16 protein-coding genes are annotated in these 14,880 nt (G+C 61.1%); 10 read left to right on the top strand and 6 right to left on the bottom strand.

Annotated features, from left to right (window positions below):
• Positions 1-4 precede the first annotated feature (4 nt).
• On the bottom strand, positions 5-661 hold the full coding sequence (ruvA, locus tag LOKVESSMR4R_RS03225) for a Holliday junction branch migration protein RuvA (RefSeq protein ID WP_087206279.1): 657 nt from the start codon (positions 659-661) through the stop codon (positions 5-7).
• The gene (ruvC, locus tag LOKVESSMR4R_RS03220; RefSeq protein ID WP_087206278.1) at positions 658-1,164 is read right to left on the bottom strand and encodes a crossover junction endodeoxyribonuclease RuvC; all 507 of its coding nucleotides are present in this window, start codon (positions 1,162-1,164) and stop codon (positions 658-660) included. Before ruvC ends, ruvA begins: the two co-directional genes overlap by 4 nt.
• Before the next feature lie 288 nt (positions 1,165-1,452).
• Here ruvC and LOKVESSMR4R_RS03215 point away from each other — a divergent pair, with 288 nt between their 5' ends.
• Positions 1,453-1,668: a DUF1127 domain-containing protein gene (locus LOKVESSMR4R_RS03215; RefSeq protein ID WP_087206277.1), complete on the top strand. Its 216-nt coding sequence runs from the start codon at positions 1,453-1,455 to the stop codon at positions 1,666-1,668.
• A gap of 53 nt (positions 1,669-1,721) precedes the next feature.
• On the opposite strand, the gene LOKVESSMR4R_RS03210 is transcribed toward LOKVESSMR4R_RS03215, so the two are convergent.
• From LOKVESSMR4R_RS03210 to LOKVESSMR4R_RS03195, 4 genes are all read right to left on the bottom strand, one after another.
• Positions 1,722-2,030, bottom strand: coding sequence for a hypothetical protein (locus LOKVESSMR4R_RS03210; protein WP_237331891.1), 309 nt, complete (start codon positions 2,028-2,030; stop codon positions 1,722-1,724).
• Between the two features lie 133 nt (positions 2,031-2,163).
• On the bottom strand, positions 2,164-3,042 hold the full coding sequence (locus LOKVESSMR4R_RS03205; RefSeq protein WP_204248714.1) for a 50S ribosomal protein L11 methyltransferase: 879 nt from the start codon (positions 3,040-3,042) through the stop codon (positions 2,164-2,166).
• Between the two features lie 52 nt (positions 3,043-3,094).
• Entirely contained in the window at positions 3,095-3,745 is a 651-nt protein-coding gene (msrA, locus tag LOKVESSMR4R_RS03200; protein WP_087206276.1) for a peptide-methionine (S)-S-oxide reductase MsrA, read from the bottom strand.
• Between the two features lie 49 nt (positions 3,746-3,794).
• Positions 3,795-5,024, bottom strand: a complete 1,230-nt coding sequence (locus tag LOKVESSMR4R_RS03195) for an MFS transporter (RefSeq protein ID WP_087206275.1) — start codon at positions 5,022-5,024, stop codon at positions 3,795-3,797.
• Between the two features lie 123 nt (positions 5,025-5,147).
• Here LOKVESSMR4R_RS03195 and ccoG point away from each other — a divergent pair, with 123 nt between their 5' ends.
• The 9 genes from ccoG to LOKVESSMR4R_RS03150 all read left to right on the top strand — a co-directional run bounded on the left by ccoG (position 5,148) and on the right by LOKVESSMR4R_RS03150 (position 14,841).
• A complete protein-coding gene (ccoG, locus tag LOKVESSMR4R_RS03190; RefSeq protein ID WP_087206274.1) occupies positions 5,148-6,563 on the top strand; it encodes a cytochrome c oxidase accessory protein CcoG in 1,416 nt (471 codons plus the stop codon).
• Positions 6,560-7,030, top strand: coding sequence for a FixH family protein (locus tag LOKVESSMR4R_RS03185; RefSeq protein WP_087206273.1), 471 nt, complete (start codon positions 6,560-6,562; stop codon positions 7,028-7,030). Before ccoG ends, LOKVESSMR4R_RS03185 begins: the two co-directional genes overlap by 4 nt.
• Complete coding sequence (locus tag LOKVESSMR4R_RS03180) at positions 7,027-9,174, top strand: heavy metal translocating P-type ATPase (RefSeq protein WP_087206272.1); 2,148 nt, start codon at positions 7,027-7,029, stop codon at positions 9,172-9,174. The genes LOKVESSMR4R_RS03185 and LOKVESSMR4R_RS03180 overlap by 4 nt, the downstream gene beginning before the upstream one ends.
• Positions 9,171-9,332, top strand: coding sequence for a cbb3-type cytochrome oxidase assembly protein CcoS (gene ccoS, locus LOKVESSMR4R_RS03175; protein WP_087206271.1), 162 nt, complete (start codon positions 9,171-9,173; stop codon positions 9,330-9,332). Before LOKVESSMR4R_RS03180 ends, ccoS begins: the two co-directional genes overlap by 4 nt.
• 127 nt (positions 9,333-9,459) lie before the next feature.
• On the top strand, positions 9,460-9,744 hold the full coding sequence (locus LOKVESSMR4R_RS03170) for a co-chaperone GroES (protein WP_087206270.1): 285 nt from the start codon (positions 9,460-9,462) through the stop codon (positions 9,742-9,744).
• Positions 9,745-9,794: 50 nt separating this feature from the next.
• A complete protein-coding gene (groL, locus tag LOKVESSMR4R_RS03165; protein ID WP_087212500.1) occupies positions 9,795-11,447 on the top strand; it encodes a chaperonin GroEL in 1,653 nt (550 codons plus the stop codon).
• Positions 11,448-11,700: 253 nt separating this feature from the next.
• Positions 11,701-13,131 carry a Hint domain-containing protein gene (locus tag LOKVESSMR4R_RS03160; RefSeq protein WP_087206269.1) on the top strand — a complete coding sequence of 477 codons (1,431 nt, stop codon included), beginning with the start codon at positions 11,701-11,703 and terminating at the stop codon, positions 13,129-13,131.
• 92 nt (positions 13,132-13,223) lie between these two features.
• Complete coding sequence (locus tag LOKVESSMR4R_RS03155; RefSeq protein ID WP_237331953.1) at positions 13,224-14,060, top strand: DMT family transporter; 837 nt, start codon at positions 13,224-13,226, stop codon at positions 14,058-14,060.
• 55 nt (positions 14,061-14,115) lie between these two features.
• Positions 14,116-14,841 carry an alpha/beta fold hydrolase gene (locus LOKVESSMR4R_RS03150; RefSeq protein ID WP_087206267.1) on the top strand — a complete coding sequence of 242 codons (726 nt, stop codon included), beginning with the start codon at positions 14,116-14,118 and terminating at the stop codon, positions 14,839-14,841.
• The last annotated feature ends 39 nt before the right edge of the window (positions 14,842-14,880 follow it).

The following is a 14,880-nucleotide window of genomic DNA, read 5'->3' as shown; positions in this document are numbered from 1 at the left end:
CCATCTAGCCCTTAGGCGCCAAGAGCTTCAAGGCGGCGCGGATCAATGCACCTGCATCCGCCTGCGGATCAGCGCCCAAAGCCTGCGCCACAGCGCTGGCCGCATCACCGGGCGCATAACCCAGATTGGCCAGCGCCGACATTGCATCGGCCTGCGCAGTGCTGGCGGGTTGCGGGGTGGCGCGGGGCGCGGGGGCGGGGTCGGCCTCGATCACCTCATCGCCTGTCGCGGCGGTCACGCTGCCACCCAGCGCCATGATACCGGGGGCCTTGTCTTTGAGTTCGATGATCACGCGCTGCGCGGTCTTTGGCCCCACGCCCTTGGCCTTGGCCACGGCATTCCAATCGCCAAGTGCGATGGCGCGGCTGACACCATCCGCGCCCAGCGCCCCGAGGATCGCAAGCGAGGCTTTCGCCCCAATCCCCTGCACCGACATCAACAGACGGTGCCATTCCTTTTCCACCAGCGTGGTAAACCCGAACAGCTGCATCAGGTCCTCGCGCACCAGCAGGTCGGTATAAAGCGCCACCGCCTCGCCGTTGCGCGGCAGGCTGGCCATCACGCGCTCAGAGACATAGACCAGATAACCCACGCCGCGCACGTCGATCAGCACGTGGTCGGTGCTGCGGTATTCCAGCCGTCCGGCGATTTTCCCGATCATGCGCTGGCCTTTGCAAGCGCTTGGGTCAACCGATTGGCCGATTGCAGATGATGCGCATGGCAGATCGCGATCGCCAGCGCATCGGCGGCGTCAGGCCCCGCCAGCGCCACGCCGGGCAGTTGCAATTTCACCATATGCGCGATCTGCACCTTATCGGCATGGCCCACACCGACCACGGCCTTTTTCACCGCATTGGGCGCATATTCCCCGATGGTCAGCCCCGCCTGCGCCGTGACCAGCAGCGCGATGCCGCGCGCCTGCCCCAGTTTCAACGTGCCGACACCATCCTTGTTGACGAATGTCTGTTCCACAGCCGCCGCGGTCGGGGCATGCAAGGCGATCATCGCGCTCAGCTGGTCATGCAGCGACAACAGCCGCATCGCCAGATCAGCGCCCGTCGAATGGGCGATGCCATTGGCGACATGGGTGATCCGCGATCCGGCCACGTCGATCAGCCCCCAGCCCATGTTCCGCAGGCCCGGATCTATCCCCAATACGCGCATTGCTTGCCCCTTGTTCTTGCTTGGCCGAAGGCTAGCACAAAAGGCGAACAAAAACCAAGCGCCTTTGCCAAGGCATCGCGGCGCAGGCCGCCAGTGGGCCGGGTTTTGACCGGTCTACGCGATGCGCCCAAGCCCAATGAATAAAGCCCTTTGGCTGATCTTTTGCATAAAAATTAGGCATTCTAAAAACGCATATGACTTATGCAAAATCAACTCTGGTGCGGTGCGCGAAAGGCTCCTAGATGCTGGCTATCAGATTTTCGCTGCAAAGCAGCATGTACAAGGATCATGGCCATGGCCACTTACGCAACCAACCGGGCGACTGTCGGCTTGTCCGCCGGACGCACAATCCGTTTCTTTGTTTCCATCATCGCCACTTTGGCCGCATGGAACGACGCCCGCATCACCCGCAACGCGCTGTCCAAACTGTCGGCGCGCGAACTTGATGATATCGGTCTGTGCATCGGTGACATCGACATGATCGCGACCCGCGCCGCCCGCTGACCCCAAGGCCATCGCCGCCATGACCGCGCTGGTGACAGTGCGGTTTTTTGCGTTCAGATCATGTCACCCAGATGGGAGGATATGAAATCCGCGATCAGCATCGTCGCGGCGTCGATCTGCATGACCCATGCCCCGATCCGGTCCACCATGCCGCCCTGCGCAAGATCCGCCACCTGCGCGGCATAGGCCGCATCACCAATGCTGGCCAATAACACACCCTTGAAGGCAAAGCCCGCAACCAAAACGACGATGATGCCGCGCAGCGGAAATTTTGGCCGGTAGGCCCGTGGCTTCAGCACGATCAGCCCGTCCGAGGTCACCGTTTTGACCGCACCTTTGGCAAGTTGGTCATGTTTGCGCATGATATGCTTCAAGCGCTTTTCAAAAGGGGTGTTCACCTGCACCATGAAAAACAATCCTACCACTACACCACAGAGACGCCCCAAAGATCGCTAAAAAGCCGCTTGGAAACAAGTATTTTGTATCAAATACCGATCAATTCGGCAGGCTGCGCCGCAAAACAAGCGTCGCCCAATCGCCGATGCCAGAGGTTTTGCACAGATCGAAACCATTGCTTGCATAGACCCGGGCCACCTCGGCCGCCTGTTCATTCAGCAGTCCCGACAGAATCAGATAGCCCCCCGGCCGGGTATTGCCGCCAATTTCCGGGGCCAGAGCGATCAGCGGACCTTTGAGGATATTGGCGAAAATCAGATCGAACGGACCCGTCATGCGCGGATCACCTCCGCCAAAGCCCGCCGCCACAAGGCAATCGACCTGACCAGCAAGGCCGTTTGCCGTGACATTCGCGCGCGCCACATCGATGGCGACAGGGTCGATATCGCTGGCCAGCACCGGCCCGCCCAGCACCTTGGCCGCCGCCATTGCCAGCACCGCCGTGCCGCAGCCCAGATCCAGGATGCGCCCGCCGCTGAAGCCCATGCCCAGCACCTCTTCAAAGGCCAGCAGGCAGCCCAATGTCGTGCCATGATGGCCGGTGCCAAAGGCCATCGCGGCCTCGATCAACAGCGGGATACTGCCCTCGGGTACCTTGTCCGCATCATGCGCGCCGTAAACGAAAAACCGCCCCGCAGGCACCGGTGCCAGATCGCGCTGCACCTTGGAGACCCAATCCTGATCGGGGACTTCCGAGATCGTGAAAGGCTTGGCCCCATGCAGCGCCGCCAGCACCGCCAGCGCACCGGCATCGGGGCGGTCGGTCGTATAGGCCGCGACTTCCCACAGGCCGGACCCGTCCTCGATCTCGAACACGCCAGTCCCGATAGGTGCGGGGTCAAGCTGTTCCAGCGCCTCGGACAGGGCATAGGCCGCATCTTCGCCGGGCATGATGGTCAGGGCGGTATAGGTCGTCATGGCTGTCGCTTTCGCAAAGGATGGTGCGGCTTAGGTCCGCACCACCGCGCCGTCAAGCACCGACACCGATCGGACAGGTGACACCCGTGCCGCCGATCCCGCAATAACCATTCGGGTTCTTGGCCAGATATTGCTGGTGATAATCTTCGGCAAAGTAAAACGTCGGCGCGTCGATGATTTCCGTGGTGATCGCACCATAGCCCGCCTGTGTCAGACGCGGGGCAAAAGCGTCGCGCGAGGCCTCTGCCGCCTGTTTTTGTGCCGCGTTGAACGTATAGATGCCGGACCGGTATTGCGTGCCGCGATCATTGCCCTGCCGCATGCCTTGGGTCGGGTCATGGCCTTCCCAGAACACTTGCAACAGCTGGTCGTAGCTGATCACGCTGGGGTCATAGACCACGCGCACCACCTCGTTATGGCCGGTTTGGCCGGTGCAGACCTCTTCATAGATGGCGTTGGGGGTATAGCCGCCGGCATAGCCGACCATCGTCGATTGCACGCCGTCCAGTTTCCAGAACATGCGTTCGACGCCCCAGAAACAGCCCATGCCGAACATGGCCACTTCCATCCCCGCAGGCACATCCGCGCTGATCGGTGTGCCATAGACAAAATGTGTCGTGGCTGTGGGGATCGGATGCGCGCGGCCTTTCAGGGCGGCATCGGGCGTGACCATTTCGGATTTGGCGCTTTTCATGAAAAACATAGCGGGCTCCTGTGCTGTGCTTCAGATATAGGGGCGGACTGGTCGATTTCTACTCTGCCGCGACCAGCAGGCGGCTTTGGAACACGGTCTCATGTCCGGGGCCGGGGTGGCGCGGGATCAGCAGCGACAGCCCGAGCGAGGCCAGCGCCATGGCCGCGGCCAGCATGAACACATAGCCGGGATCAGTCAGCCAGACATAGCCCAAAAGCGCGGGCAGAAACACCGCCGCAATATGGTTGATGGTAAAGGCGACCGCCGCTGTGGGGGCGATATCGGCAGGGTCGGCGATTTTCTGGAAATAGGTCTTCATCGCCAGCGCAAGGCTGAAAAAGATGTGGTTGATGATATAAAGCCCGGTCGCCAGCGCGACACCCCAGCCGAAATAATAAAGCCCGCCATAGGCAAAGAACACGCCGGTCAGGCCGACATATTCGATGACCATCGCGCGCCTTTCGCCGAACACCTGCACCAGCCGCCCCAGAAAAGGTGCCGCGATCATGTTGACCAGCAGCGTGAACATGAAAAGCCGGGTGATATCGGCCACGGTAAAGCCGAATTTCTCGACCATCATGAAACCTGCGAAGACGACGAAAATCTGCCGCCGCGCGCCCGACATGAATTGCAGCGCATAATAAAGCCAGTACCGCTGGCGCAGCACCATGCGTTTGTTCTGCGGATGGGGCGATTCAAACTGCGGATAGGCCAGCAGGCAAAAGACCGCGACAAGGGCTGTGAACCCGCCAGACAGCCAATAGACAAGGCTGAAACTCAGGCCCAGCCGGTCCCATGTCAGCACGATCAGCAGATAGACCACCAGCGTTGCGGCTGATCCCGCCGACAACAGCCAGCCCAGCGTCTGCGGCGCTTTCTTCTTGTCGATCCATTGCAATTGCAGCGATTGATTGACGGTCTCGTAATAGTGAAACCCGATCGAGGACAGCATCGTCACGGTCAGGATACCCGCAAGGCTGGGAAATTGCGCTGTCACCGCCGTGGCCGCGCCCAGCATGACCAAGGCCACCAGCCCCAGCACCTGTTCGCGGATGAACATGATCAGCGCGATCACCCCGATGGCAAGAAAGCCCGGGATCTCGCGCACCGAATGCAGCCAGCCGATGTCTGCGCCGTCGAACGCGGCCAGCTCGATCACGAAATTGTTCAACAGCGCCGACCATGTCGCAAAGGCCACGGGCATGGCCATCGCCATCACGAACAACAGCGCAATGGGCCTGCGCCAAGGCGGAAGGGTGGGCGTATTATCAAGGCGGATGATCTGCATGCGATCTGACTTACGCCCGTTCAAAACCAAAAGCGAGCGGGATGCTTGATCCACATCAAGGATATTTGCGCCCCGGTCTATAGAACCGAAACTGCGAACAGACCCGATTTGACAAGGTATCCGATGTCTTCCTCAGAAACCCAACCGCTTTACACGCCGCGAGAGCCGATCTTTCCGCGCCGCGTCAAAGGCTTTTACCGCAATCTCAAATGGTGGGTCATGGCGGTGACGCTGGGCATCTATTACCTGACGCCCTGGATCAGATGGGACCGTGGGCCGAACCTGCCTGATCAGGCGGTGCTGATCGATATGGCGCATCGCCGGTTCTATTTCTTCTGGATCGAGATCTGGTCGCATGAATTCTATTTCGTCGCAGGCTTGCTGATCATGGCGGGGCTGGGGCTGTTCTTGTTCACCTCGGCGCTTGGCCGCGTCTGGTGCGGCTATACCTGCCCGCAGACGGTCTGGACCGACCTTTTCATCCTAGTGGAACGCTGGATCGAAGGCGACCGCAACGCCCGTGTCCGCCTGTGGAAGGCCAAATGGGACGCCCATAAAATCCGGCTGCGGCTGACGAAATGGATCGTCTGGCTGCTGATCGCGGTGGCGACAGGCGGGGCTTGGGTGTTCTATTTCGCCGATGCCCCGACGCTGGCGCGCGATCTGGTGACATTCCAGGCGCCCTTCATCGCCTGGGCCACGATTGGCGTGCTGACCGCCACGACCTTTGTCTTTGGCGGGTTCATGCGCGAACAGGTCTGCAATTTCATGTGCCCCTGGCCGCGCATTCAGGCGGCGATGATGGATCCTGAAACGCTGACCGTCGCCTATCGCGACTGGCGGGGTGAACCACGCGGCAAGCAGCGCGTCGCGGGTGCCGGCGATTGCATCGATTGCATGGCCTGCGTCAATGTCTGCCCTGCGGGGATCGACATCCGCGACGGCCAGCAGATGGAATGCATCACCTGTGCTTTGTGCATCGACGCCTGCGACGATGTGATGGCCAAGATCGGCAAGCCGCGCGGCTTGATCGATTATCTGGCCCTGTCCGACCAAGAGGCGGAATCCCAAGGCAAACCGGCCAAGCCGATCTGGGCGCATGTGCTGCGGTTCCGCACCATGCTTTATACCGCGCTTTGGGCGCTGATTGGCGTGGGGCTGGTCTTTGCGATGTTCATCCGCGCCGATCTTGAAATGACCGTGTCACCGGTGCGCAACCCGACCTTCGTCGTGCTCAGCGACGGGACCGTGCGCAATATCTATGACATCCGCCTGTTGAACAAACTGGGCGATGACCGGGCCTTTACCTTGTCGCTGGTATCGGATCAGCCGCTTGATATCACGCTGGAAGGGGAAGACCGCGACATCGTCACCGTGCCTGCCAATGAAACCATGTTGCAGCGCGTCTATGTCTCTGCCGCGCCGGGCACGCCTGCGGCCAGCGCTGATCGCACCGAGCTGCGGTTCTGGGTCGAGGATGCGATCACCGGCGAACGGGCATTCACCGATACCATTTTCAACGGAAGGGCCGCGCAATGACCGCAGATATCCAAAAACCCCGTGAATTCACCGGCAAACATATGCTGGCCGTCATGGTCGGCGGGTTCGGGATCATCATCACCGTCAATTTCGGCATGGCCTATATGGCGGTATCTACCTTTCCCGGCGTCGAGGCGCGCAGCACCTATGTCGCCAGCCAGACCTTCGAGGTGAACCGCACCGCACAGGACGCGCTGGGCTGGGATGTGGTTGCCACGCTGGATGATGGCTTGCTGACGCTGGCGATCCATGATGCGGATGGCGCGCCGGTCCAACCCAAGGTGCGCAAGGCGATCTTTGGCCGCGCCACCCATACCGGCGAGGATCATACCCCCGATTTCGCATGGAATGGCACGGCGCTGGCCGCGATGGTGCCGTCGCGCGATGGCTATTGGAACCTGCGGCTGGAACTGGAATCCGCGGATGGCACGATTTTCCGCCGCCGTATCCAGTTGCGTGACAGATGAGCGATACAGCCGCCTGCCCTGCCTGTATCGGCATCCCCGAAGGCACACTGAAAAAGGCCGCCTCGCGCGGGGTTGAACAGGTCATGCTGTCCTTGCCCGCGATCCATTGCGTCGCCTGTATCACCGGCGCCGAACGCGCACTGGAACAGCTGGACGGCGTCGCCTCTGCCCGCGTCAACCTGTCGATGAAACGCGTGACGGTTGGTCTTGACCGCCCCATGGCCCCCGAAACATTGATCGATGCGCTGGAACTGGCGGGCTTCGAGGCGCGCAGCCTTGATGCCAGCCTGCTGAGCGCGGAAAAAGACCCTGTCGGCAGCGCGCTGATGACCCGCATCGCGGTCTCGGGCTTTGCCATGATGAATGTGATGCTGATGTCGGTGGCGATCTGGTCCGGTGCGATGGGTGCGACGCAGCATATGTTCCACCTGATCAGTGCGGCGATTTCCATCCCCGCTGTCGCCTATGCGGGCCAGCCTTTCTTTCAGCATGCCTGGTCCGCGCTGCGCGTGCGGCGGCTGAACATGGATGTGCCGATCTCGCTGGCCTTGATCCTGACGACGGGCATGTCCCTGTTCGAGACCGTCTATGGCGGCGAACACGCCTATTTCGAGGCGGCGGTATCGCTGGTGTTCTTCCTGCTGATCGGGCGCTATCTGGACCATCGCAGCCGCAAGGCCGCGGCCTCTGCCGCCGCACAACTGGCGGCGTTAGAGGTCCCGCGCGTCATGCGCCTGCGGGATGGCGCGCGCGAGATGGTCGATTTCGCCGATCTTGCCGTCGGCGATCTGGTGCTGGTTCTGCCGGGCGGGCGTATCCCCGTGGATGGCACCGTGACCGAGGGCGCCAGCCAGATCGACCGGTCCATGCTGACCGGCGAAAGCCGCCTGCACCATGCCGCCACCGGCGCGCAGGTCACGGCAGGCGAGGTCAATATGACCGGCCCGCTGACGATCCGTGCGGCGACCGTGGGCATGGACACGACGCTGCGCAAGATGGTCACCATGGTCGATGCGGCCGAGGCCCTGCGCAACAAATACACCGCCATCGCCGACCGCGCGGCGGCATTCTATTCGCCGATGGTGCATCTGTTGGCGCTGGTGACCTTTGCGGGCTGGGTGTTCTGGTCGGGCGATATCCGTTTGTCGGTGAATATCGCCGTGGCCGTGCTGATCATCACCTGCCCCTGCGCTTTGGGGCTGGCGGTGCCTGCGGTATCCACCATCGCGGCGGGGCGTCTGTTCCGCGCAGGATTGCTGGTCAAGGACGGCACAGCGCTGGAACGGTTAGCCGAAGTGGATACCGTTGTATTTGACAAGACCGGCACGCTGACCATGCCGGTGGCCAGCCGTGATGCGCTGACGGCAGATGAACAGGCCGTGGCCCTTGCGCTGACCCAAGACGCAAGCCACCCCGTATCGCAGGCCATCGCCGCTGCATTGCAAGGCGTGACCCCCGCCAGCCTGACCGCGCAGAAAGAACATTCCGGCAAGGGCCTTGGCGCGATCTGGCAGGGCCAGAGTGTTCGTCTTGGGTCCGGCGCATGGCTGGGCGCTGGCACGGGCACCTATCTGCAGATCGGCGAGAATGCGCCGCGCAAGATCACGCTGCACGCCGGTCTGCGCGAGGGCGCACAGGCCTTGGTCGCCGCATGGCAAAAACAGGGGCTGGCCGTGCATCTGGTATCCGGCGATGACCGGGGCGAAACAGCGCGGGTCGCGCGGGTCTTGGGCATCGACCGCTGGCAGGCCGAAACCCAGCCCGAGGATAAGATCCGCTATATCGAGGCCCTGTCCAAAGCCGGCGCCAAGGTCTTGATGGTCGGCGACGGGTTGAACGACACCGGCGCGTTAAGCGCGGCCTATGCCTCGCTGTCGCCTGCCACCGCCGCCGATGCCTCGCGCGCGGCATCCGATATCGTGCTGTTGAACGACAGCCTGACCCCGCTGATCGAATTGCCATTGGTCGCGCGGGCGGCCAAGAAACGGATCGTGGAAAACTTTGCCATCTCGGCGGCCTATAATGTCATCGCGATCCCGATTGCGGTTGCCGGTTTCGCCACCCCGCTGCTGGCCGCGATTGCCATGTCCACCTCGTCGATCACCGTGCTGGTGAACGCGCTACGCCTGAAAGGACGGGTATGAACGTTCTTGTGATCCTGATCCCCGTCTCGCTGGTGCTGGGGGCCTTGGGCCTTGCCGCCTTCTTGTGGAGCTTGCGGGCCAATCAATACGAAGACCTTGAAGGCGACGCATGGCGCATCCTGTCAGAGGATGACAAGACACCGCCCGACAAGCCCTGACAAAAACATCTTCGCATCGGCTGGCGGGCTGTTGACAGCTGCGTGATCGGTTCATATCTACCCGATGTTGGCACTCGGGCTCGCTGAGTGCCAACAGCAAGGTTAACCGAACTGGAGAAGTTCTGAAATGGCATTTAAACCACTTCACGATCGCGTATTGGTCCGCCGTATCGAAAGCGATGCGAAGACCAAGGGCGGTCTGCTGATTCCCGATACCGCCAAGGAAAAGCCCGCAGAGGGTGAAATCGTCAGCGTGGGCGAAGGCGCGCGCAAGGACAGCGGCGAGCTGATCCCGATGGCCGTCAAGGCAGGCGACAAAGTGCTGTTTGGCAAATGGTCCGGCACCGAAGTCCGCATCGACGGCGAAGAGCTGTTGATCATGAAGGAAAGCGACATCCTCGGGATCATGTGATCCTGCGGCGCCGCCTTTCCCCTTTCAAATAATTCAAGGAGCACATGAAAATGGCTGCTAAAGAAGTCAAGTTCAGCACCGACGCGCGCAACCGGATGCTCAAGGGTGTCAACATCCTTGCCGACGCCGTCAAGGTGACCCTCGGCCCCAAAGGCCGCAACGTGGTCATCGACAAATCCTTTGGCGCACCGCGCATCACCAAGGACGGTGTGTCCGTGGCCAAGGAAATCGAACTGGAAGACAAGTTCGAGAACATGGGCGCGCAGATGGTCAAAGAAGTGGCCAACCGCACCAATGACGAAGCCGGTGACGGCACCACGACTGCGACCGTTCTGGCACAGGCGATTGTCCGCGAAGGCATGAAATCTGTCGCCGCCGGCATGAACCCGATGGATCTCAAGCGCGGGATCGATCTGGCAACATCGAAAGTCGTCGAAGCGATCAAGGCCGCAGCCCGTCCCGTGAACGACAGCGACGAAGTCGCGCAGGTCGGCACGATCTCTGCCAATGGCGAAGCTGAAATCGGTCGTCAGATCGCCGATGCGATGCAGAAAGTCGGCAATGAAGGCGTGATCACCGTCGAGGAAAACAAGGGTCTGGAAACAGAAACCGTTGTCGTCGAAGGCATGCAGTTCGACCGCGGCTACCTGTCGCCATACTTTGTGACCAACCCAGAGAAAATGACAGTCGAGCTGGAGGATGCGATCATCCTGCTGCACGAAAAGAAACTGTCCTCGCTGCAGCCAATGGTGCCCCTGCTGGAATCCGTGATCCAGTCCGGCAAGCCACTGCTGATCATCTCTGAAGATGTCGAAGGCGAAGCGCTGGCGACTTTGGTCGTCAACAAATTGCGCGGCGGTCTGAAAATCGCAGCGGTCAAGGCCCCCGGCTTTGGCGATCGTCGCAAGGCGATGCTGCAGGATATCGCCATTCTGACCGGTGGTCAGGTGATTTCCGAAGATCTGGGCATGAAGCTGGAAAACGTCACCATCGACATGCTGGGTTCGGCCAAGCGTATCTCGATCACCAAGGACGAGACCACCATCGTTGACGGTGCTGGCGACAAGGCCGAGATCGAAGCCCGCGTTGCGCAGATCCGTGGCCAGATCGAGGATACATCCTCTGATTACGACCGCGAAAAACTGCAGGAACGTGTGGCCAAGCTGGCTGGCGGTGTGGCCGTCATCCGCGTCGGCGGCATGTCCGAAGTCGAAGTGAAAGAGCGCAAAGACCGCGTTGACGATGCGCTGAACGCGACACGTGCCGCTGTCCAGGAAGGCGTTGTCGTCGGTGGCGGTGTGGCCCTGATCCAGGGCGGCAAGGTGCTGGAAGGTCTCAAGGGTGCGAACTCTGACCAGGACGTCGGTATTTCGATCATCCGCAAGGCGATCGAGGCACCGCTGCGCCAGATCGCGGAAAACTCGGGCGTGGACGGTTCTGTTGTTGCGGGCAAGATCCGCGAAAGCAGCGACAAGTCCTTTGGCTTTAACGCGCAGACCGAAGAATATGGCGACATGTTCAAGTTCGGCGTCATCGACCCGGCCAAAGTTGTCCGTACAGCCCTGCAAGATGCGGCATCCGTCGCAGGCCTGCTGATCACCACCGAAGCCATGATCGCCGACAAACCGTCGAAAGACGGCGGCAATGCCGGCGGCGGCATGGGTGACATGGGCGGTATGGGTGGCATGGGCGGCATGATGTAAGTCCAGATCCATCAGGATTTGGGCTGGCAGCACCATTGCACCAGCGAAAGGGCGGTCCCATCGTGGCCCGCCCTTTTTCTTTGGACATCACCTTTCTTTGAATATCGCCGACCTGCGCCGGGCCGCGCCTCAAAAAAGCCAGAAAGTCTGGTAACATTACCCGTCACGGGTCTGTCCGCATTTTCGGGCAGAGTTGTTTCGGGGGTAAATTGTCGCGCAAGGCCTTTGTTTGCGACAAGGAAAGGTGCGCAATATGGCCGACAAAACATTCACATATACAAATGATTTCGATAATCCCGAATCTCCTGTTTCGGGAAACCTGACCACGACCTCGCAGCCGGGAACCAGCCCGGGGAACCCGGGGGGTGCTCCGGCCTTGAACACGACGATCCAAGCGAGTCGTCAGGATGGTGACGCTGATCGGGAATTGGTGCTGTATGACGGCCGCAACGTCGGCGGCTTTGCCGAATTTTTCCGCGAACCGTTCCGTGCCGATTCAGACGAAACAGCCAAGCCGGTCATTTCAGACTTTACGATGAACGCGCGGGTCGACCTGATTGACAACAGCGGTGCCTCGACCGGCAATGGCAAGATTAACGGTTACTCGTTCAACTTTGGCAACACATCGACCCTGCCGGGCGGCACCGGCGGTGCGCTTGAAAACGGTGTGTCCGAAGGATTGGCGATCAGGGTCCTGCCCGCCAGCGACCGGGTCCAGATCGTCTGGAACGGGACGGTCCTCAGCCAGATGGTTTCGCAAAATTCCGGTGATTTTGCGGCAAATCTGGAGTTTCTGAGGGTTTTGAACATGAACGTATCGGTCAGCGAGACAGGCCTTGTCAGGTTGATCATGAATGAAGAGCTCAATACGGCGACCAAGCTGGAACTGACGGCCCAGATCCCGCAAGTGGATGGACGCTCGGGGTTAACATCTGCAGATCAGTCCGACTGGGGGTTTTCGTTTGCCGGACGGACAGGATTAAATGCCGGTGAAGTCTGGGTCGATGATATTGCCCTGTCCGGGCGGATCGTCTGTTTCGCCAAAGGCACGTTGATCACCACCGCAACCGGCCTCAAAGCGGTCGAAGACCTGCAAACCGGTGACCTGGTGCTGACGCTGGATCACGGATATCAGCCCTTGCGCTGGATCGGCAGCTGGCATGCCGATGCGGCTACGCTGGCGGCAAAACCACAGGCGCAGCCAATATTGATCCGCCAGAATGCGCTGGGGCCGCATATGCCATCGGCCGATCTGACCGTGTCACCGCAGCACCGTATCCTGGTCGCCTCGGCGATTGTGGAACGGATGTGCAAGGTGCCAGAGGTCTGTGTCGCGGCGAAACATCTGCTGGGCCATCCGGGCGTTGAAATCGCCGCCACGCCAGAGGGTGTCACCTATTACCATTTCCTCTGCGACGCGCATGAAATTGTCATGGCCAATGGCGCCTGGGCGGAAAGCCTGCTGATCGCACCGCAGATGTATAAATGCCTGCCTTGGTCGTCAGTGACCCGCATTTTCCAGCTTTTCCCGCGGCTGCTGAGCCTGCTGGACAACCCCCAGCCCGCCCGCGCCAGCCTGGCACGCAAACAGGCCCGCAAGCTGGTGGAACGTCACGTCCGCAACAACAAACCCTTGGTGACAGCGGCTTTCATCGACCCCAAAACTGCATCCAAAGCCGGCTGACAGCGCGCATGGGCATCCGCCCCATTGCCGTTTCGGCGCGATTGACCTAGTGACAGCGGTCAATCCATCACGGCATGTGGGACAGCGATGTGATCAGAATTTTCGTCTTGCTGGTCGTGACGATGTCCGCCTTTGCCGCAAATTCGGTCCTGACCCGGCTGGGTGTCGCGCGCTATGGCATGGATCCGATGGATTTCGCCGCGATCCGCGTGGCGGCGGGAGGGCTGATGCTCTGGGCGCTGATCGGTTTGCGCGGCACCGCGCGCCCGGCATTATGGTCGGGCCGCAGGATCGCGGGGGCTGGCTGTCTTGCAGGCTATATGATCGGCTTTTCATGGGCCTATCTCAGCCTGGAGGCAGGCATCGGCGCCTTGATCCTGTTCGGTGTCATCCAGGTCGTGATTTTTGGCTGGTCCGTCGCCGCGGGGCAGGCGATCCCGCCTCGGCGCTGGCTGGGGGCATTGGTGGCTTTTGGCGGGCTTTGTGTTCTGCTGTGGCCATCGGGTGCGCAGGCGCTGCCTTGGGGCGGTGCCAGCGCGATGATCATCGCGGGTCTTGCATGGGCCGGCTATACGCTGCTGGGGGGCAGAGAGCCGGATGCCCTGGGGGCGAGTGCCGCGAATTTCCTGCTATGCCTGCCGCTGGTGCTGCTGGCCCTGCCCTTGTCGGATGCAGGCCAGCTATCCGCCGCCGGTATCACAACCGCCGTCATCGCAGGGGCGATCACCTCGGGGCTTGGCTATGCTTTGTGGTACCGGGTTCTGCCGCAGATCGCCGCCACGCTTGCCGGTATCGCCCAATTGAGCGTGCCGGTCCTGACCGTCGTCGCCGGTGCGCTGCTGCTGGCAGAGCCGGTGACAGCGCGGCTGATCCTGGCGGGGCTGCTGGTTCTGGGCGGGATCGCCATCGCCCTGCCCGCGCGACGTTAGGTTCTGATCCGTTCGGGGGTTCCGCATCGGCACGGCGATGCCTACTTACCCCATTATGAAAGCAATTGTCGCCTCTGTCATGATGGCCTTCGTGGCCGCGCCTGTAGCCGCGCAGGATTGCGTCGTCATGCTGCACGGCCTTGCACGGACCGAGATTTCGATGACCGCCATGGCGCTTGTCCTTGAAGGCGAAGGTTACCGGGTCATCAACCGCGGCTATCCATCAACCGAAAGCACGATCCCGCAGCTTGTCGCCGATCATGTCAGCGAGGATGTGGCCGCCTGCGGCGACAGGCGCGTGAATTTCGTGACCCATTCGATGGGCGGCATCCTTGCGCGCGCCTGGCTGACCACGAACCGCCCCGAAAAGATGGGCCGCGTCGTCATGCTGGGGCCCCCCAATGCCGGGTCGGAACTGGTCGATATCTTCGGTGATTTCGAACCCTTCCAATGGGTCAACGGCCCGGCAGGGTTGCAGCTTGGCACCGAAGCGGACAGTTACCCCAACACGCTTGATTACCTGCCCTTCGAGATCGGCATCATCGCGGGCAACCGCAGCCTGAACCCGGTCTATTCCACATTGATCGAAGGGCCAGATGACGGCAAGGTATCGGTCTTTTCGACGCGTCTTGACGGCATGGCCGATCATATCGTGCTGCCGGTGACGCATACGTTCATGATGAACAATCCGGTGGTCATCACCCAGGTGCTGGAATTTTTGCGCAATGGCCGCTTTGACCCGGACCTGACGATGACGGATGTGATCCTCGGGACCGAGTGATGTTTGCCGCCCCTGCGGGGCGACAAGCCTCCGGCGGGG

The organism is Yoonia vestfoldensis (genome assembly GCF_002158905.1).
In the GTDB taxonomy this organism is placed as follows: Bacteria; Pseudomonadota; Alphaproteobacteria; order Rhodobacterales; family Rhodobacteraceae; genus Yoonia; species Yoonia vestfoldensis_B.
Note: the sequence above shows the minus strand (reverse complement) of the source record. Positions and strands in the feature narration are given on the sequence as shown.